At 38.3% G+C, this 20,495-nt stretch carries 19 protein-coding genes; 11 read left to right on the forward strand and 8 right to left on the reverse strand.

The features are described 5' to 3' along the window. Nucleotides 1-146: 146 nt before the first annotated feature. From P20495_RS06310 to P20495_RS06290, 5 genes are read right to left on the reverse strand one after another with little or no spacing between them, the layout of a single operon-like run. Complete coding sequence (locus P20495_RS06310) at nucleotides 147-2,114, reverse strand: hybrid sensor histidine kinase/response regulator (protein WP_008137545.1); 1,968 nt, start codon at nucleotides 2,112-2,114, stop codon at nucleotides 147-149. Nucleotides 2,115-2,124: 10 nt separating this feature from the next. Continuing rightward, nucleotides 2,125-2,586, reverse strand: coding sequence for a response regulator (locus P20495_RS06305; RefSeq protein WP_007377037.1), 462 nt, complete (start codon nucleotides 2,584-2,586; stop codon nucleotides 2,125-2,127). Next, entirely contained in the window at nucleotides 2,587-4,071 is a 1,485-nt protein-coding gene (locus P20495_RS06300; protein WP_008137547.1) for an ATP-binding protein, read from the reverse strand. Nucleotides 4,072-4,099: 28 nt separating this feature from the next. After that, entirely contained in the window at nucleotides 4,100-4,291 is a 192-nt protein-coding gene (locus tag P20495_RS06295) for a histidine kinase (protein ID WP_033016122.1), read from the reverse strand. A 58-nt stretch (nucleotides 4,292-4,349) separates the two neighbouring features. Further along, nucleotides 4,350-5,690, reverse strand: a complete 1,341-nt coding sequence (locus P20495_RS06290; protein WP_007377040.1) for a sigma-54 dependent transcriptional regulator — start codon at nucleotides 5,688-5,690, stop codon at nucleotides 4,350-4,352. Between the two features lie 283 nt (nucleotides 5,691-5,973). Here P20495_RS06290 and P20495_RS06285 point away from each other — a divergent pair, with 283 nt between their 5' ends. Continuing rightward, nucleotides 5,974-6,489 carry an NUDIX hydrolase gene (locus P20495_RS06285; RefSeq protein ID WP_008137549.1) on the forward strand — a complete coding sequence of 172 codons (516 nt, stop codon included), beginning with the start codon at nucleotides 5,974-5,976 and terminating at the stop codon, nucleotides 6,487-6,489. A 78-nt stretch (nucleotides 6,490-6,567) separates the two neighbouring features. Here the strand turns inward: P20495_RS06285 and P20495_RS06280 are convergent, their stop codons facing one another. Continuing rightward, nucleotides 6,568-7,608, reverse strand: coding sequence for a nitronate monooxygenase family protein (locus tag P20495_RS06280; protein ID WP_008137551.1), 1,041 nt, complete (start codon nucleotides 7,606-7,608; stop codon nucleotides 6,568-6,570). A gap of 199 nt (nucleotides 7,609-7,807) precedes the next feature. Here P20495_RS06280 and P20495_RS06275 point away from each other — a divergent pair, with 199 nt between their 5' ends. The 7 genes from P20495_RS06275 (at nucleotide 7,808) to P20495_RS06250 (ending at nucleotide 14,973) form a co-directional block, all read left to right on the forward strand. Further along, nucleotides 7,808-9,184, forward strand: coding sequence for an NAD-dependent succinate-semialdehyde dehydrogenase (locus P20495_RS06275; protein WP_008137552.1), 1,377 nt, complete (start codon nucleotides 7,808-7,810; stop codon nucleotides 9,182-9,184). 801 nt (nucleotides 9,185-9,985) lie between these two features. Then, nucleotides 9,986-10,627: a hypothetical protein gene (locus tag P20495_RS06270; RefSeq protein ID WP_008137554.1), complete on the forward strand. Its 642-nt coding sequence runs from the start codon at nucleotides 9,986-9,988 to the stop codon at nucleotides 10,625-10,627. A 401-nt stretch (nucleotides 10,628-11,028) separates the two neighbouring features. Next, nucleotides 11,029-11,190, forward strand: a complete 162-nt coding sequence (locus tag P20495_RS22130; protein ID WP_008137556.1) for a hypothetical protein — start codon at nucleotides 11,029-11,031, stop codon at nucleotides 11,188-11,190. After that, nucleotides 11,191-11,730: an ABC-three component system protein gene (locus P20495_RS06265; RefSeq protein WP_008137557.1), complete on the forward strand. Its 540-nt coding sequence runs from the start codon at nucleotides 11,191-11,193 to the stop codon at nucleotides 11,728-11,730. It abuts the gene before it with no gap. Further along, nucleotides 11,730-12,233 carry an ABC-three component system middle component 5 gene (locus P20495_RS06260; protein ID WP_008137559.1) on the forward strand — a complete coding sequence of 168 codons (504 nt, stop codon included), beginning with the start codon at nucleotides 11,730-11,732 and terminating at the stop codon, nucleotides 12,231-12,233. Before P20495_RS06265 ends, P20495_RS06260 begins: the two co-directional genes overlap by 1 nt. After that, nucleotides 12,223-14,121, forward strand: a complete 1,899-nt coding sequence (locus P20495_RS06255) for an AAA family ATPase (RefSeq protein WP_008137561.1) — start codon at nucleotides 12,223-12,225, stop codon at nucleotides 14,119-14,121. The genes P20495_RS06260 and P20495_RS06255 overlap by 11 nt, the downstream gene beginning before the upstream one ends. Nucleotides 14,122-14,337: 216 nt before the next feature. Further along, nucleotides 14,338-14,973: a RusA family crossover junction endodeoxyribonuclease gene (locus tag P20495_RS06250; protein WP_008137562.1), complete on the forward strand. Its 636-nt coding sequence runs from the start codon at nucleotides 14,338-14,340 to the stop codon at nucleotides 14,971-14,973. Nucleotides 14,974-15,125: 152 nt separating this feature from the next. Here P20495_RS06250 and P20495_RS06245 read toward each other — a convergent pair whose 3' ends face one another. Both P20495_RS06245 and P20495_RS06240 read right to left on the reverse strand, forming a co-directional pair. Further along, nucleotides 15,126-16,205 carry an endonuclease/exonuclease/phosphatase family protein gene (locus tag P20495_RS06245; protein WP_008137564.1) on the reverse strand — a complete coding sequence of 360 codons (1,080 nt, stop codon included), beginning with the start codon at nucleotides 16,203-16,205 and terminating at the stop codon, nucleotides 15,126-15,128. 114 nt (nucleotides 16,206-16,319) lie between these two features. Continuing rightward, complete coding sequence (locus tag P20495_RS06240) at nucleotides 16,320-16,568, reverse strand: TIGR03643 family protein (protein WP_008137566.1); 249 nt, start codon at nucleotides 16,566-16,568, stop codon at nucleotides 16,320-16,322. A gap of 124 nt (nucleotides 16,569-16,692) precedes the next feature. Between P20495_RS06240 and P20495_RS06235 the strand changes: the two genes are divergently transcribed. The 3 genes from P20495_RS06235 (at nucleotide 16,693) to P20495_RS06225 (ending at nucleotide 20,276) form a co-directional block, all read left to right on the forward strand. Then, a complete protein-coding gene (locus P20495_RS06235; RefSeq protein WP_007377049.1) occupies nucleotides 16,693-17,394 on the forward strand; it encodes an ABC transporter substrate-binding protein in 702 nt (233 codons plus the stop codon). Between the two features lie 90 nt (nucleotides 17,395-17,484). Next, nucleotides 17,485-18,141 (forward strand): YoaK family protein, encoded by a 657-nt coding sequence (locus P20495_RS06230; RefSeq protein WP_007377050.1) that lies wholly within the window; start codon nucleotides 17,485-17,487, stop codon nucleotides 18,139-18,141. A gap of 74 nt (nucleotides 18,142-18,215) precedes the next feature. Continuing rightward, on the forward strand, nucleotides 18,216-20,276 hold the full coding sequence (locus P20495_RS06225; RefSeq protein WP_008137569.1) for a TonB-dependent receptor: 2,061 nt from the start codon (nucleotides 18,216-18,218) through the stop codon (nucleotides 20,274-20,276). Nucleotides 20,277-20,495 lie beyond the last annotated feature (219 nt).

Here is a 20,495-nt window from a genome sequence, read left to right on the forward strand (position 1 = left end):
CTGGGCAGAACCCTTCGGGCAGCACATATTTGGCATTTGTGCTACGTTATCGCCTATTTATGGGGAATAACCACACTACACAGGCTCTGCCTTGCCTAAACACCAAACATACTGCTGCAAATTTAACCTCTAAAGATAAACAGGCCCTAACTAATAAGCGTTTCAAGTAAGCTCAAATTAATAGGTTTAAGTAAAACTCGGTCAATATTTAAATCTTTTATTTCTCTAGGATTAGGCTCTGCGCCACTTACAATCACTAAACGTAATTCAGGGTATCGTTCATTAATTTGCTGGCCTAAATCAATGCCACGCCCATCAGGTAAGTGCATATCTAACAATACTTTATTAAATTGCTGATCGTGATTGAGTATTTGTAAACATTGCGCGCAACTCGATGCAATCACGGTCTCTACACCTAAACTTTCTAAAAGTAGTTGCGTAATTTGCGCAGCATCGTGGTCATCTTCAACAAGTAAAAAACGCTGTTTCTTCTCGGTTAAACTTTTACTACTATTTATATTTTTAGGTTGTGGTGCGCTTTCAGGCGCCACTAAGTAATCTTGTAAACACTGGTACAAAACTACACTGTCAACTGGTTTGGGGATTACATCGTTAAAACCAAGGGCTGCCAATTCCTCTCGAATGCCTTTCATCGTTGCCGCTGTAAGCGCAATTATTGGGCCTTTATAGCCCATTTTTCTAAGCTCTATAGTCGCTTCCTTGCCACCCATTACAGGCATATGAATATCAATAAAAATAATATCATATGGAGCTTTGTAAGCATCCGCAATACGCACTTTTTCAAGCGCTTGTTGCCCATGCTCCGCATAATCAACCCTTGCACCACAAGTACTAATCATGTGGCCAACCAACATGCGTAAATCGCGTAAATCATCTACCACTAATACACGTCCATGCACCTTACAAGGTGCTGATTTACTTTGTAATTGTGGGGCACTGCTAAAATTAAGTACCTGTCGTTCTACTCCGCTAATATCGCCCGGATACACAGAAATAGTAAATGTAGAGCCTTTGCCAATTTCGGAGTCTAAACTAATGCTTCCTTGCATACGCGCTAATAACTCAGCGCATATTGCCAAACCAAGACCAGCACCACCAACAGAGCGCGATTCTACATCGGCAATTTGCTCAAACGGTTTAAAAATCAGTTCTTGTTTTTCAGGGGCAATGCCCATACCTGAGTCTTTAATGCTAAAAAATAGCATTTCGCGCTCATCAACCCACTGTGTCCACGCATTAACAACTATTTCGCCTTTATCGGTAAATTTAACCGCATTATTTATTAAATTTATTAAAATTTGACGCACCCTTGTTGCATCTAGTTGTGCAACCAAAGGTAATGGCTGATTTGATTCAAAGCGAAGCGTAAGGCCTTTATCGAGCACAGACACACGCATTAATGTGTATACATCAGCAAGCATGCTATCGAGATTAACTTCACTTAGGGTCAGCTCTAGTTTATCGGCAGCTATTTTAGATAAATCGAGTACATCGTTTAACAAGCTCAATAAGTGCTTACCGTTTCGATAAATAACACCTAGCTCATTTTCTGCTTGCTGACTAAAGTCGCTCTGCATTAAGAGTTCGGTGTACCCTAAAATGGACGATAGAGGGGTACGTAATTCGTGGCTCAAATGAGCTAAAAAGCGATCTTTTGAGCGATTTTCGGCTTCGGCTTTTAAACGCTCTACTCGCTCGCCTTCAACATCTTTACGAGCAAGTGCATAACGAATAGCGCGTGCAAAACGGCTCGAGCTCATTTCTGTTTTTATTAAGTAATCTACTGCACCAGCATCAAGCGCCGCTGAATCTAATTCGTCGTTTGACTGCCCAGTAAGCATAATAATGGGTCCGCTAAAGCCATTCGCAATGGCTTCTTTTAATACATCTAATCCATTAGATGCACCTAGGCGGTAATCAAGCAGGCAAATGTCATGCTCATTTTTACTAAGCGTTTCAATTGCCTGCTCTGGGGAGCTAATCCATTGAATGTTAAACGTGTGTGAATCCAATTGGTCTAAATAGTCGCAGGTGAGTATGTAATCATCTTCATCATCTTCTACAAGCAGCAACTGAGTCACTTTATCTAACATAAAATCTCCTTTAATCGTTAAAAGTTGTCGGCAGCTCTACAAACTCTACCCAATACTTTCCTAGCGTTTTCATTAGCTCAACCAAGCCATCAAACGTCACCGGTTTGGTTATATACGATGCAGCGCCTAAGTTGTAACCTTTAACCATGTCCTCTTCTTGTTTAGACGTAGTTAGAATAACAACCGGAATACCTTTCAAGTTGGGATTTGATTTAATGGCCTCAAGTGCCTCACGGCCATCCATTCTTGGCATATTTAAATCAAGCAATATAAGTCCTGGTCGTGGCGACACAGCTTTATCTTCAAATTTACCTCTGCGCTCTAAATATTCAAGTAGCTCAACACCATCTTCAACAAAGTGAAGCTCGTTAAGTACACGACTTTCAGCAAGGGCATCTTGTGTTAGCAAACGATCATCTTCATCATCATCAGCCATTAAAATAGTAATCGGTTTTACTTTTGAATAGGGCATTTAAGCCTCTCCTTGCAATGTGAAAAGCGCAGCTTCCACAGGTAGTTTTATAACGAAGGTAGCACCTTCACCGTCTTTACTTTGGGCTGTAATTGTTCCACCGTGACGCTCTACAATACGCCGACATACAGAAAGACCAATACCTGTCCCTTTGTATTGTGAACGACCATGTAAACGCTGAAATGGAACAAATATCTTGTCGGCATAGTCTTGTGAAAAACCAATGCCATTATCTTTTATAGTAATAACTTGGAAACTTAAATGCGTATTATGATCAGCACTAAAAATATCCTCATGCACATAACTAATCTTTATGTGTGGGCTTACATCCGGATGCCTAAATTTAACCGCATTCGACAATAGATTTAAAAATAGTTGCTGCATTTGGCTTTTATCAGCCTGAATAACCGGCAAGTCTTCTACATCTACTCGTGCATTAGACTCTTTTATCGCAATTTCTAAATCACTTAATATATCGCTTACCACTTCGTTTAAATTTGTATCAGCGAAGTCTTTACCGCGCGTTGTAATGCGTGAAAACTCTAATAGATCGTTAATTAAGTTAGACATGCGTTGCGCCGCATTTTTCATACGGCCAATATAATCCATCCCTTTTTCACCCAGTTCATCTTTAAACATGGTTTCGAGGCGGTCGCTAAAGGCTTGAATTTTTCGAAGCGGCTCTTGTAAATCATGACTTGCCACAAAAGCAAACTCTTCAAGTTCCCGGTTACTTCGGCTTAACTCATCAGAATACAGGGTTAACTCTTGCGTACGCTCAGACACTTTACCTGCTAATGTTTCATTTTGATTTTCAAGTTCTAGCCTATATTGCGCCGCGTTTCTTAAATTAAGTCTGGTCATAATAAACATACCAATAATAAGCAAAGCACTTGTTATGGCTGTAATGGCAAAGGTAATTTTTGCCTCATTTTTTATTTTTGCTAATTTCGAAAAGTGACTCACCTTAAAGAGTAATTCACGGTCTTGAATTTCATTAATATGTTCACGAATTTGCTTATATAGGTCTCTACCGCTATGTGTGTTAACTATATTTAACGCACGTCGTTCTTTATCATCTAATGCAAGATTAACTGTTTTCTTTAATTCACGTATTTTACGCTCAACAAGCAGTAACAACTCAGCAATTCGCTCGGCTTGACCATCAATTTCAGAACGAAGTGACTTTACATGATTAGTTTGTGCTTCTAACTGCCCAATAGCATCATAATACGGTGTTAAATAATCATCTTCTTCTGTTAATAAATAGCCACGCTGCCCAGACTCAGCTTGCACTATTGACAAATGCAGTTGCTCAATTGCCGTCGTTAGCATGCTAGTGTTGTCTAAACTCTTCTGGGTTTGCGTTAACCCCTGAATAGTATTTAACGCCAAAAAAGCATTACCCACAATAATACTTAGTACTACGACTATAAAAGCGGCCCATGTAACATTCGCTTTACCTTGCTGTTTTTGCTTGCTCATAGATGTTTAAATGCCTTAGTTGAATTTACTAACCGTTATTATGCTCTGTAATATTTTGTAAACTCTCACTGCACTGCTGACAGTTTAAAATTATTTTATCTAGGGCCTCGAGTGCCTTTTGTTTGGGCATATCGTTTTCCAACACTAATTTAATTAGCTCCGCATTCATTGAGATTCTATTTAACGGGGCTCTTGCATCATGAACTAATTTATTAAGCATTATGGCTTCGTTATTTTCTTCAGACACTCTATTTCCTTTTATTTAACCTGAACTTAAATTACTTGTATTCACCAATCCCACCGTACGCATTAAGGCGGTTATAAAGTGTTTTTGTACTAATACCCAGCATTTGGGCTGCAAGCGTTTTATTACCTTGTACTTTATCAAGCGTGGCATGAATAAGTTCTTTTTCGACTTCTTCGATTGTTTGCCCTGCCGATACCTGCTTTTCAGCGGTTTTATTATTGACCCGAGAAAAAGGTGACTCTAAATTATCAGGCAGTGTAATTTCACTTGATTGCGGATCGCTCATAATAAATGCACGATGTATCGCATGGCGAATTTCACGAACGTTACCCGGCCATTCATAATTTTGCAGCTCTTTTAACTGTTCACTCTTCCAACTAAATGAAGTGCCATTTTCATCATTCAGTTGCTCTAAAAAAGCTTTAGCTAAAAGGGGAATATCTTCTTTACGATCGCGAAGTGGCGGTATATCGATAGGAAAAACAGCCAGCCTAAAATAAATATCTTCACGAATTACATTATTTTGCGCTAAATCTATAAGCGAGCGATTCGTCGCCGAAATAACTCGGCAATTGGTGGGTATCTCTTTATTTCCACCAACACGCGTTACTTTTTTAGTTTCAAGTACACGCAATAAATTTGGCTGCATATCAATCGGCATTTCAGTTACTTCATCTAAAAATAAAGTACCGTCGTTAGATTGTTCAAACACACCTTCCTTGCGCGCTATAGCACCGGTAAATGCGCCTTTTTCATGGCCAAATAATTCGCTACCAATTAACTCTTTTGAAAGCGCACCACAGTTACTTGCAACTAATGGACCTTCGCACTGGCTAGCGTTATGGATAGCCTGAGCAACCACTTCTTTACCTGCGCCACTTTCTCCCATTAGCATCACGTTAGCATTTGTTTTAGCAACACGTTCAATCATGGTGTAGAGTTTTTGCATTGGCTCTGATTCACCGATTAAGCTACCAAAGTGGCGCGTAATACCACTGGGTTTTACTTTTTTAGCTGTTTTTTTAGGCCCATTTAAAACCAGCTCTAAGTCTTCTCGCTGTAATGGTTTTAATAAATGCCCAACATTAGGCTCACACATTTCAGCTAAAATCCCCTTAACTGAAGGATGGCCCGATATAAGTGTAATTTTTGGAGATTGACCAATCATTTTCAAATGATCAAGTAGGTGTAAACCGCTGCCGTCAGGTAACATAAAATCAAGCAGCACATGGTCAAAAGTATTATTTTCAAACCATTGGTGTGCTTCTTTTAAACTGGTTGCGGTGTTTATATTATGGCCGAGGAATTCGACTATGTGGCAAACAACGTCACTAAACTCAACGTCATCATCAACTAAAAGTATGTTTAACATGATAAATCCCTATGCTTTTTTATTATTCTACGCACCTTAAATACAAATTTAAAGTCACGCCTAGAATCTAATAACCCGAATTAACTTAAGTGATTCACTGCGTTTATATTACCAACTCAATATTTACGTATGCTTAAAAAAATCGATCACTAGGCGTGGTAATATTTCAAGATTGAATTTTTTTAATCTCGAAAAAGGAACACACCCTAAAAAATAATTAAAATCGTTTCTATTTATACAATGGTAGCAACTGTTATCATTACAAACTTAAAAAGGAGACGAAATGCAGCAATTAAAAACCTTGATTCACTCTGGTATTAATATTAATGAAGGCACTATTTTTACCCGCTTAACAGCCCGTGCCATTGTTACTAAAAATAATAAAATACTTTTAATGTATACAAATCGTTATGAAGACTACAGCCTGCCAGGCGGTGGAGTAGATGACGGCGAAAGTATTGAACAAGGCTTAATACGTGAGCTAAGCGAGGAAACCGGTGCACAACAAATAAGTGTAGTTAAAGCTTTTGGACTCTACGAAGAATATCGCCCTTGGTATAAAGAGGACTTTGATATTATCCATATCAAATCGTATTGCTACGTCTGTAATATTGCCGACGAGCTGGGTAAAACACAACTAGAGCATTACGAACAGCAAAATGGAATGACCGCTAAATGGGTTAATATTAGCGATGCAATCGCACACAACGAACGCACGTTAGCAAATAGTGAAAAGCAAGGGTTATCGATCCTTCGTGAAACCTATTTACTCAAAAAGATTGCTAAACAACTTTTTTAATTACGACTCACGCTTAATTACTTATACGCCCTTTTACCTGCGTAGCTAACATGCGTTCAACTATTTACAGCTACGCATTTATACAGACCATTTTTGCATTAATATTTGTGTAATCTGAGCTGCGCTAATGTTCTCTCTTGGAATGTATTTTTGACCACACCACAAAGGTGAAAAGCCACTACCACCTAGCAATTCAACCCTACTTCTTAAAGCCGTTATTGCAATACTTGCGTAAGGAAATGGTGGCACATGTGCAGGTATTGCACCAAGCTCTTGCATAACGCGATTACAAACGCCTCTCGCAGCACGACCTGAAAACAACGTAGTAAGCGCGGTACTATCTTTTTGTTGAGCTAAAATAGCATCACGATGAAGCTTTGACGTAGTTGCCTCATTACAGAGTAAATACGCACTGCCAACTTGTACGCCTGATGCGCCTAATGTTTGCATATTTGCTACATCATCCTCAGTTGCAATTCCACCAGCAGCAATTATAGGAACTGATACGTGCGCAACGCATTCTTGCACTAGTTCAGCCGTACTTTTATGCAAACTTAAATCCATAGATAAAAAATGACCACGGTGTCCGCCCGCTTCTAAGCCCTGGGCAATAACAGCATCTGCACCATTATCAGCAAGCCATTTAGCCTCCTCAACAGTTGTTGCGGTAGAAATGACTTTTGTTCCCCAACTTTTAATTTGTTCAAGCAAAGAAGGCGCAGGTAAACCAAAATGAAAACTCACCACGGCAGGTTTATAAGGCGCAATAATATCGATAACACTTTGATTTATTGGCTGTCGAGAAGCTTCGTCCGTTAAACTACTTTCAGCAATCGCGTATTCATTAAAATAAGGGGCTAATAATGAATGCCATTGTTGTTTTTGCAGCTTGGTATATTGCAAGGTTGAATGGCAAAAAAAGTTAAGATTATAAGGTTTACTGGTTGAGCGGCTAAGCAACTCTAGCTGTTCGATAAGCTGCTGATTAGAAAGCATCGCACATGGTAATGAGCCAAGCCCACCAGCCTCACAAACACTCGCAGCTAAGTTGGCATCTTGCACACCTGCCATAGGCGCTTGTATTAGCGCAACTGAAATATCAAAAAGTGTCCGTATCATTTTATTCTCCATGTAATTTTTTCTGCAACTTGCATTATTTACAGAACATATCAGAAAACTAACTAAATAAAAAATAAGCACACTCACAAATAAAAAATAAAAAGCTATAAATAACAAAAGGTTACACTTGATTTATATTTTTAAATAGTTGGTGTTCGTTTTGCACTACTACCTATACATAATTAGTAAGGAGATATAAATGAGTAACACAGTTAAAACGATTAATCCCGCAACTGAGCAAACCATTGAAACCTATACACTGCTTTCTCAAAAAGAAGCGGAGCAGGAAATAGAAAAATCTCACGAAACATATTTAAAATGGCGCTTAACGTCATTCGCTGAACGCGCGAAATATTTAAATAACTTAGCATCACTTTTTGAAGAGCAAAAAGAAGCGATTGCAAAACTTATGACCGAAGAAATGGGCAAGGTGTACAAGCAAGGCTTACAAGAGGTTGAGCTGTGCGCAGGCATTTGTCGTTATACTGCTGAAAACGGCCCACAAGTACTTGCCGATGAAGATCGCGAGATGGATGGCGGCCGTGCAATCATTAGCTACCAACCAACGGGTGTACTACTGGGTATTCAACCGTGGAACTTCCCGCTTTATCAGGTAATTCGTTACAGCGCCGCTAACATCATGGCAGGTAACACAACCGTATTAAAGCATGCTGGTAACGTATTTGGCATGGCTGAAAAAATTGAAGCGCTATTTAAGCAAGCCGGTTTCCCAGAGTACTGCTTCAACAACTTACTCATCGACGGTAAAACCGCCAGCTCACTCATTGCTCACGAGGCAATTAGCGGCGTAACCTTTACGGGTAGTGATGCCACAGGTAAAAAAGTAGCTGAAGAAGCGGGTAAACACGCTAAAAAAACAGTGTTAGAACTGGGCAGCAACGACGCTTACTTAGTACTCGATGACGCCGATTTAGAGCTTGCAGTTAAAACCTGTGTAACCGGGCGCATGATCAACAATGGCGAAACATGTGTTTCAGCTAAACGTTATGTTGTTGTTGAGTCACTTTACGATGACTTTAAAGCGCAAATAAAAGAGCAGTTTGAAGCCATGAAAATGGGCGACCCAATGGCAGACGACACAGACTTAGGCCCAATGGCACGTGAAGACTTACGCGACGGCATTCACGACCAAGTAATGGAATCAGTAAAAGCAGGTGCAAATATAGTAACAGGCGGCGAAATACCATCGCAAACGGGTTACTACTACCCACCAACGCTACTTGATGATTTATCGCCAGGTATGCCGGCCTACGACGACGAATTATTTGGCCCTGTCGCTTCGCTTATTAAAGCCAAAGACAACGACGACGCGATGCGAATCGCCAACGATTCTCGCTATGGCTTAGGCGGTGGTATTTTCTCAAAAGATGAGAAAAAAGCGATTGAACTCGCTAAAAAGCACTTCGACACCGGCATGATCAATATCAATGGTTATGGTTTAGCACAACCTAATCTACCATTTGGTGGCGTTAAAGGCAGTGGCTATGGCCGAGAACACGGCGGCTTTGGTATGCGTGAATTCGTAAATGTTAAAAGCATTATGATTGCCAGCTAATTTAGCTGCATAAATGAAATAAGTGTTTAAATACAGATTTTTAATATGTGTTTAAAATACAAAAATTACTAAGCCTAAAAGTGGGTAACCGCTTTTAGGCTTTTTATTTATAGCTTTTAGAAGATTGCTTTTAGAAAGTAATTTTTAGAAGGCAGTACTTAGCTTTTAGTAAGAGATAGTACCGAGTTTTAGATATATTCGTAGGTGCGATTTTACATCGCGCTTTTGAGAATTAAATATCCTTCAAAATAAAAAGTTACAAACTAACCATTGCTACTTCATTAAATTTTAATAATTTAAAACTCAATTCACAATTTAGCTTATTTAATAAAAATGTAAGCACGCTACTTTTGTCGCTATTTTAAATTACGCTTACAAACCTGTTAAGCCGTGTATTTAAAGACATAAACATAGCGAATACTATGAAAGAAAATACCCTATGATGCTCTTCAAATAGTTTAAGTCCGTAAAGCCCGATAAACTTTATTAACCACAGAGCCAACAACTTATTGTAGTAGCTAATACTAAACGGATAGACTTAATCTGACAGGCAACAATGAGCGAAAAGCGGGCATTCGTCTTGCTTATAATTTAGCCTGATAGGAACGATTTTGTCCTCTAACATCATCAACCGCAGTGGTAGTTTAAATTCAAAAAGCATAATTTTTGCTATTTTGATTACTTGTTTACAAAGGTAATTATTAATGGAATGATTATGATCAGTGATATAAGTCGTTTGGGATGTTCTAAACACCTAAATTAAGACAAAAAATTTAAGCCTGCATCATCTAAGGAGTATTTATGAAATCAAGGGATTTATATACTAGGCACGATCTTATCGCTAGTAATTATACTATTACAGAACTTTCAAATGATAAGTTTTTACACCAATTCACCCCAAGTACAACTGATACTACTTATCAATTTGAAGCCAATGGTAGCCCTATAATTGTTGAAGGTGAAAGGTACAATATTGGTTTCTTTGTCGATGAGAATAATAACAATATAATAGAGTTATCTGCATTATCGAAAACATCAGAAGTTAACCCTATGTTTAGCTACGCTTATTCTCTTCAGTTAGCACGTGAAGACCATCTAGTAGAAAAAGAAAAAAATGATACTAGAGTTTCGCATAATGCAACTGATGGGTATTATTGGGGGAAAAAATATGCTTGGAGAATGTTCGGCACAGTAATCTCTGATAATGCATTTTTCAAATACTTAAAAGAAATAAATCATCCAACTGTCCCTTGTGTTACTAATAACCCTGATATGGCATATTCAAGTGATCCTTCAACAGCTTATAAAGAGGAAGGCCTAGAAGATGCTATGAGAAATTTAATATCGACAGCGGAAAGAGTCACACCTGCTTACTTCAAATCTCCTCTTTATTCAAAGAAGTTTTCTATTAAGGGAATTAAAGCTATCACAGATAAAAAGTAAACGTTACAGATGGTCAATATTCTGATTGTTCACTCATAGCACTTTGGCGAAGTTAGACTGTGAGCGATAAGCGGTCATTGATTTAGCAATGATATAATAGTTAATTTATTGGTTAAATTGTTATTTGCAAATATATTCAAGGAAATGAACTCAACATGCATATTTTTCTTTTTAACTATGCTTACAGATAATAGAAAGCTTGGCGATAGTAATATCTTAGGTGGTGCATTAGAGCTGTATAGAGTAGACAAATGAACGTGACATCGGCAAAAACATATTCGATTCGCGCATTATTAAATTGTTATAAGTCTGTGTTCATAATCAGCAGCATTCTCGCTAAATCCAAAACTGAGTTTGGCTCGGTTATACAATTATATTAGTAAATTCAAAAAGGTATTGAAATGGATAATTTGATAACAATTGGTTTAATCGCAGTAGCTATTCTGGCTGTTTTAGGGCTTGGAATAAGAGTTGTAATCAACTTTAAATCTGGAAATAAAAGCACCATTAAAAATGTACAAGCTTACGGCGACGTTGTGGGTCGAGACAAGGTTCAAAAGTAGATGTTTAGTTGGCTCAGAAATATAAATGCGGGCGGAGATGTTATTGGGCGAGACAAGATAACGACTATCTTACCAGCTCCTACACAGATGGATATGCTGTCTAAAAAGTACGTTGAAGAAAAATCAAATCAACAACTGACTTATGTGATTATTGATGAGCTGACTCACTATAGTAATGAAAAGTACGATATTCGAGATTTGACTCAAAAACTTGAAGATGCTGGGTTTGGTTATTTAATTGAGATCGGAGAGGAGCTAAAGGAAGAGGTTAGTAAGTTAATTATCCGGAATCAACATTACAAATCTGCTCAGAAGATCATTACTTATTTATTGGCTGAAGTGGAGTCGATATTTAACGCAAATATTAAAAGTAAGTTACTTGATGTAAAAGAAGAAACAACATTGAAGCTGCTTTTAAGAACACATCTCGAGAAGGAAATTCAAGCTCATCTAGGTGATAATGTTTTGGAGATTTTCAATCGTCAAATCAATGGAATGGTCTATTTCCTTACAGGAAATTGCCACTTGGAGTGGAAGTGATGCTTTTATATAATAAAGCTCTGGATGCAAACCATACAATGCTACGTATGGCAGCATTACTAATTTCTTGGAAGGCTGAAAGTTTAGATAGTGATGCTCTAAGGTTATTTGATTTCTTGGTAGCAAATCCTGCACACATTCAAAAACTGTCTGTACCAAGAGGTAAGTTTACCGATAAGAATGAGTTCAAAAGTTACAAAAACCGATATCAGAATTTTGATCCAAAAAGTCTCTTCAATGCGATGAAAGAGATACATTATCTTGCTATTGAACGTTTTGTTGAACTCGGGGTTTTTCAATCAGATAACAACTCTTCGAAATATAATGTCTTTCTCGAAAAAATTCCAGAAGGGTTAAAGAAGTTAGCTAAATCAAAAGAAAACAGCATATCTAACCAGGCAATTGATTTCATCGTAGAAAATTTAACATCGATTTCAATTACAGGTTCTGATGGATTAAAAAAAATAACTAGTTTAATGGATTATAAATACGATGTTAATTAAACCTACATTGAAGGTTGAGAGGCTTCATGTCAAAAGAGGCTCTATAATTACTTTTGATGAAGACTTTCATCATGGTGTTAATGTGTTATTTGGAAAAAATGGTTCTGGCAAAACTTCCGTAATTCAACTTTTAATGTATGGGCTTGGATATGAAGTTCCAAACTGGAAAGAGGAAGCGGGTCTCTGTGACAATATTTATGTGGAGATAAAAGTCAATGGCAGTCCCGTAACCATTAGACGTAAAAACAATGGCTTAGATAAGCAATCAATGGATTTTTGTTTTTCGGATATGGATACGGCATTCGTCTCTCCTCATACAAATTGGTTTAATTATCCGTATGCAATAGGAAGCAAACCTAGTTTTTCTCAACAAATGTTTGACGTACTTGGCTTACCCGAAGCAAAAGCAGATGCAAACAATAACAATGTAACCCTGCATCAAATATATCGACTTATTTATGCAGATCAATCTAACACCTCCAGCGCCATATTTAACAATGAGCCGTTCGATTCTGCATTTAAAAGGGAATCTGTAGGTAAATACTTATTAGGCTTATATGACAACGAGCTTTATGACGCAAAGATAAAGCTTATTGAAGAAGAAAAGAATCTACACAAGATAGTTGCAAAGCTTCAGGCAATTCAGTCGGTTGTTGGGAAAACTTCTTTCGGTGAGGATATCGGAACCATTGAAGAGCAGAAAAAAAATATATTAAAGAAAATAGCCTCTATTAATGTCGAAATTATAGTGATTAAAGAGAAATCTTTGATTTCATACAGTTCTGATAGAAAAGAAACGGAATCCTCAGCAAAAGATAGCGTCGCAATTCGGAACAAATTGCTAGAGGTAGAAACTGAAATTCAACAATTGAATTACGATATACTTGATTCTGAAGAGTTCTTATCTGAGCTTATTGACAAGCGGTGCGCATTAAGAGACTCAATTGAAGTTGGAAGTTTAATTGATGGATTCAAATTTTCATCGTGTCCAAGTTGCCATAAATCACTCAAAGAAAAAGCTAAGGACTGCTGTGTCTTATGTGGTGAGATGAAAGAGCCAATGGGCAGTACAAATAGTCTCCTAAGAATGAAGAATGAAATAGAAATCCAGCTTCGTGAATCTGACAGATTATTGGAAAAGAAAAAACAAAAACTAATTGAGCATACAACTAAGCGAAAAGAATTAAGAACCTCGTTCAGGAAACAAGTTAGCAAAGTTACTGCAATTATGACCTCTGTCGATGCCAGTAAAGAAAAGCAACTGTTTGATCTTTACAGACAAATAGGTGAGTACGAAGAAAAACTTCAAACATTAGATAAGATTGCTGAACTTCATCAGTCTTTGCTCGAGTTGCGAGATGATAGAGACACTGTTCAGTCTGCAGTTAACAAGCTTAGAGACAAAATCGAGTTGATAGGAAAACAAATATTTAAGCGTGAGCCTGAAATCTTAGCGCTTATATCCGAGAAGCTTTGTGAGTTACTTCGAAAAGATAATGGTTCAGAAAAAGAATTCAAAAATGCAGAGTACGCAGAGTTTGATTTTGCTGCTAACAGTGTATCTGTGAATGGAAAAACAGCTTTTTCAGAAAGTGGAATAGTTCTGTTAAATAACGCGTTTCATGTCGCTTTATTGATGGTCTCACTTGAAAAAAAATATGTACGTATCCCCCGATTTTTGGTACTCGATGGCATTGAAAATGGCGGAATGGAAGATGACCGCTCACAGAACTTTCAAAAAGTCGTAGTTCAAGCTCTATCCAGTTACAAAGTCGATTTTCAGTTGGTATTTGCGACAAAAAATATTGATGGAAGTTTAAAATCAAAGGACTATATGGTTGGTGATGAATATAGTGAATCAAACAAGAGCCTTAAATCTTTCAGTTAGATTTTCTATATCTGAGTGCAGAAGAATAGCGGGTTATAAAAAGCCAGAGGGGGGAATTTTTGACTTTAAATATCATGTTTATCACCGTCCGCAAATGGCACTTTTGCGAAGTTCGGCTGTGAGCGGTAAGCCGTCACTCTGGTGAGTTGTCATTAGCTTGGCAATATTAAGAGGAAAGTGTCCTCTGATAAAGTTGTTATAAGTTTAGGGAGTTTTATGCTAGACGGAAAGAGACCATCAGAAGATGGTAGGTTTTCTTTTGAAATAAAAAGATCTCCTGTGTCACTTCAAGCGAAGTCTGATAGAAGATCAGAATTTAAAGAATTTGTGGTTGAAGAGTTAAAGTCAGTTAGTTTTTTACTTTCGGGTGACGTGAAGATTTCAATTGAATGGTATAGCCATGAGCAAAAAAGGTATGAAACCACTGCGTCTGCCGATATAGACAATATAATAAAGCCATTGTTAGATTCTTTATGTGGACCGGATGGCATTATGATCGATGATAATCAAGTTCAGTCTATTGGCTGCAACTGGTTTGATTACGACGATATAGAAAATGAAAAATTAGTAGTAGTTGTGGAGTTTTCTCCTTCAGATTTTGTTCTTAAAGAGGGGCTTTTTTTTGTAAATGTACATCAGCATCTTTATATGCCGCTATGGGAATCATTAGACAAAAAAGCACAAAAGCTTATGGCTGAAAGTTTCGTTAAAATGATAGAAATAAGGGAACAGATGGTTGCAGCCGGTATCGATTATTATCAAGCAAAAGCTGTAATGTCAGTTCAGCGTGTTTTCCATAAAGGGCGACTAGATGGTTTCGTTTTAAAAGACAAATCAGAATTGGATAAATAAACTTATAACAAAGCGTTACCACTGTCTGCAATTGGCACTTTCTAGCCACTCGACAACATAAACGTGGTAGTCGTGTTGTTGCTAGCCAATTCATTATTTTTGTCGGATGGCGTGGCTTCGCCACTTATCCGACCTACACTGCCTAATAGCTATCACTTCTCCTCAAACCTTGGCACTTTTCGCTTATCTGCTTTACTCATGGCAAGCTCTTGAATTTCTTCTTGCTTAAGTTCATCGGATTTAGTTTCTAATGATTGCTGATTAGCGTTTTCGTAGATAAGCTCAGTGAGTAGCGCAAAGTGATCAGACCCATATTTAGCTAGGCGCTTAATACGCTTTACTTTAAAACCTGGGCTGTGAAATAAGTGATCGAGTGGCCAGCGCATAAAAAAGTAACTTGCATGAAAAGTATTATAAAAACCTCGGCCTTTTCGAGGGTCTAAAAAGCCACTTATTTGCATAAACAAACGGGTGCTGCGCGACCAAGCTACATCATTTAAATCACCGGCAACTATGGTAGGTCGTGTTGGGTTTTTAAGCGCTTTAGCGACCATTATTAGCTCCGAATCGCGCGGACGCGATGAGTCTTCCTCTGTCGGGCTTGGTGGTGCGGGGTGAATAAAGTGCCCTTGCATTTGCAGGCCTTCATCGTTTTCAAACAAAATATGAATTGAGGGAATATCTTTTTCTATTAGCTCACATATTTGTGCATCGAGTATTTTAAACTTGCTGTATAAGTGCATGCCGTAACGATTGTCTTTAGAGCATTCTATGTAATATGGGTAATTTTTTTTAATGACTGATAATTTATTTTCCCACCAGCTATCGCTCTCAAGCGTAATGAGTAGGTCGGGTTGATGCTCATCAACAAGGCTAATTAACTGCTCACTTTTATGGTTCGACATAAGTACATTTGCCGACATAATTCGTATGCTATGGTCGATGTGCTTAGGTGCGCTTTGCACTTCTTTTTTAGCAAGCCACGTATACGGGTAAATCCATTTACCTTGTAAAATCATTATAAGTAATGAGGTTAAGGCTATAAATACATAGCCTATTGCGCTACTTTGCCATAATAAAAATAACGAAGTAACAGTGACTAAACTGGCAATATAAAACACTTGTAAGCGCACAAAGTCGCAACTACGCACCAAATAGTGTTGGCTGTAAGACATAGGTAACAAGGTAACCAGTAAAAAAAAGCCGATGATGATAGCCAGCGCAATGAGCATTTTAATATCCTTATAAGTTAACTTAGTGAATTTAATAACTGGGATTAATTTACGAGTTTAACAAACGGGTATGAACAACGAATGAAATTGCCAGCCATTAAAATTTAAGCTAACTCATCGCTGTTTATATTGTGTTTTACAGTGACTACGCATAATAGCAGGGTCACGTAATTTTAAGTGTTTTGTTTTGCGACCAGCATGGCGTTTACGCCAAACTTTAAAACTGCCTTTTGAAACGTTGTCTCGCATAAAAACCACCAATTGCGGGTATTTTAATCCGTATAACTGCTCTATTGCCTCGTAAGGGGTTCTGTCTTCCCACGCCATTTCTATAATTCGTGATTGTTGCTCTGTATTAAACATTTAGATTTGCTCAAATTGTGTTAATACGCTTTTTATATTTACTTAGATCAGTACAGTTAAACGCACCAGACTGGATAATCAAACATAATCTTCTACACTAATAAAAAAACTGGGTTTTGGCTTAATGCGTGTAATTTTCTTTTTTATAATTTTATATTCAACACCGTTATTTGCATCGCAAAATAAAATCATACGCTGTGTTACTACTCACTACCCCCCTTTTACAATATATGACACTAACACCGAAACATTTACTGGTTTAGATATTGAATATTTAAGGTTTATTGAGCACAACCTAGAATTAAATATTGAACTAGTGCATTTACCTTGGGCACGTGTTCAAAAAGAAATGAAAAAAGATAACTTTGACTGTTATTTTTCATTAGGCAATAATCCAGAGCGTGCTAAATACTTAGACTTTACAACGGTGCCGCTGCATATAACTAAATTTGGCTTGTTTACGATTAACGATCAAAACGTTATTAATAATAATTTATCTCAAGCTGCAATATCAATGCTCAGAGGCGTTGATTTACCAGTAGAAATTGCCAAAAAGTACGCAATAGATTCAAATAATATAATGCGTTCACTTTCTAGCGAAGACACGTTTAAGCTCCTTAAAAAAGGGCGAGTGCAGTACGCTATTACAAATTACCAAGCTGGCCTTTGGTACACACAACCTTTCAAAAACATCACCTCTATTGAATTAAATGAATTTCAACTTCCTGTGTATATCGCATTTAAATTTGGAGTCATTGATACACATAAAGTCGATCAGCAAATTAAAGCTTTTCAAGCAAAGCGACTTAACAAAAACGATGACTAAATGCGTTTATCTTTATTTTATGTTCCTAAAAAAAATATCTTTAGGTGTATGATATAAACCTATCTACATAGAAATTATAAGATCTAAGCAATGTTTACAAAACTACCAAAGTGGGTTGAATATGGCGCGTTTACACTCGCATTTATAGCGGGCATAGTAAACGCTGTAGGCTTATTAGGATTTGAGCACCAGGCTATTTCGCATGTATCTGGCTCTGTTACTTTACTTGGTATTAAAGCAATAACTAATCCCAGTACTGCCTTATTGTTACTTTCAATAATTGTTAGCTTTATGTTGGGTTCGGCACTGTCGGGCTTTTTGCTCTCTGGTGGCTCATTAAAACTTGGTCGTCATTACGACACTTTGCTTTTTATTGAAGGATTGCTACTACTTGCGAGTGCTTATTTACTCAAAAACACATTCGTTTACGGCATTGTTTTAACGTCTGCTGCGTGTGGGTTACAAAATGCGCTAGCAACTAATTACAGTGGCGCAGTAGTTCGTACCACACACTTAACCGGTATTTTTACTGACCTTGGTTTAATGCTAGGTAAAGCGCTTAAAGGTGAGCAATTTGATACCCGTAAAGGCGTTATGTTTTTACTCATTATTGCAGGCTTTTTACTAGGCGGTATAACCGGCTACGTTTTATTTAAGCATTACTTAGTGCTGGCTTTGGTGTTTCCTGCTGTGGCTTGTTTTGTTTTATCAATTACGTATCGGGTTTATAGGTTACGTACGCTTTAACGCAACAAGTTTAAATGCATATTAAAACCGCATATTATAGAGGCAATGCAATATAGATTACTTTCAAGGAATGTATGAAACCTTATTTTTTGCCGCTGATATTACCCTTTAGCCACGCTGCGTTTGCCAATAATCAAAACAACGATGCAATAGAAACAATAACAACTACGGCATCACGTATTGAAGCGCTATCTACCCCACTCCCTTTATCAATAAGCGCACTCAGCGAAGCGCAGCTAAATAGCATAGCGCCTACCCATATTGAAGAAGCCCTACAACGTGTAGCGGGTGCTAATATTCAACGCGGAAATGGCCAAGAATATTTACCCGCATTGCGCTCTCCGGTACTTTCGGGCGCAGGCGCATGTGGTGGCATATTAACCTTAGAAGATGGTATACCACTGAGAGCCGCTGGGTTTTGTAACATAAACGAGTTATTTGAAGCGCACAGCGAAATGGCGCAGCGTATTGAAGTGCTAAAAGGCCCTGGCTCTGCACTTTATGGCTCAAACGCTGTGCATGGTGTTATTAATGTAATAACGCCCGACACTACTCAAGGCGGTGGTTTAGTTGGTTTAGACTATGGCTCGTACGGCTATACCCGCTACAAATTACGTGCAGGACAAGATTACGGCAAAAGCGGTATCGGCATTAACGCAAGTGTTACCGATGATAGCGGTTACCGCGACGACGAAAGCGTAGAGCAACAAAAAGTAAATATTCGCCATCGCTATTCAAATAATAATTTATTACTTACCTCAGGCCTTACTTACACAAATCTTGATCAGCAAACGGCTGGATTTATTACAGGCTTTGAAAGCTATAAAAACGAAGACCTCGCGCAAAAAAACTTTGACCCTGACGCATTTAGAAAAGCACGTGCATTTAGAGCATGGAGCAATGCAACATGGCAATTAAATAACGATGATGTGCTCTCTACTACGTTATATTTTCGCGACCAAAGCATGGACTTTTTTAAGCACTTTTTACCCGGCACACCGCTTGAAACAAACAGCCAAACAGGTTTTGGCATACAATCGCTTTATCAACATAATTTACAAAGTAATATAAAAATAAACCTAGGGCTTGATGGCGAATACACGCAAGCCGACTTTACTCAAAGCCAAAATGCCCCCACTCAAGGTTCTGCATTTTTAGTGGCTACAGTGCCACAAGGTAAGCATTACGATTACGATGTAAACGCCACGCTTTATGCCCCTTTTGCATCGCTTGATTGGCAATTAAATAAGTGGTTACTTACCGCAGGTGTGCGCTACGAGCATATGCAGTACGACTACACCAATAATATGCTAGCAGGTAGAACAAAAGACGATGGCACAGAATGCGGCTTTGGTGGTTGCCGATACAGCCGCCCAGCAAGCGCTAAAAATAGCTTTAGTAATTTATCGCCAAAGCTTGGGGTTAGTTATCAGTACAATACAAATAACACGCTTTATGCAAACTTTTCTCGCGGTTATAGAGCGCCACAAGCGGCTGAGCTATACCAATTACAACGCGAGCAAACTACTGCAAATTTAAGCGCCGAAATAGCGAATAACGCAGAGCTGGGTATTAAAGGGATTTACGAAAAACTACGTTATGGCGTGTCGGTTTACGCTATGAGTAAACACAATACGATTTACCGCGATAGTGACTTTTTTACGGTAAATAATGGCAGCTCTCGCCATCGTGGTATTGAGCTTGAGCTTGACTACCAGCTCACTAAGTCGCTTGCGCTTAACTTTGCAGGCACTCACGCAAAGCATACTTATACTAACAACCAAATACTTAACGGTTTAAATATAAACGGCAACGACATAGATACCGCGCCGCGTAATATTGCTAATCTCGATTTAACATGGCAGGCATTAAACAACGCGCAATTTGCTTTGCAGTGGCACCGCGTTGGTAACTACTACACCGACCCAGAAAACTTAAATAAATACCAAGGGCATGATGTTTTAAGCCTACGCGCACAGTGGCAAGTTACTAATAACCTTGAAGTGCTTGCCCGCATTATTAACTTAACTGATGAGGCTTATGCGGAGCGCGCCGATTACACCAGTTTTACCGGCGACAGATACTTCCCTGGCAAACCACGTAACGCCATGCTTTCGGCAAATTATACGTGGTAATGCTTATTTAAAGACTAGGGTCTGTTGATCTTTCAAGGTTGAATTTGCAGCAGTCTGTTTGGTATTTAGGCAAGGCAGAGCCTATGCAGTGTGGTTATTCCCCATAAATAGGCGATAACGTAGCATTAATACCAAACAGGCGCTGCCCAAAGGGTTCTGCCTAGGAGCTATTTACTCTTTGTTGCTCGGTTTTTACTTATTCTTACATGGATGTAAGCC

This window comes from Pseudoalteromonas sp. BSi20495 (assembly GCF_000241185.1).
Lineage (GTDB): Bacteria > Pseudomonadota > Gammaproteobacteria > Enterobacterales > Alteromonadaceae > Pseudoalteromonas > Pseudoalteromonas fuliginea.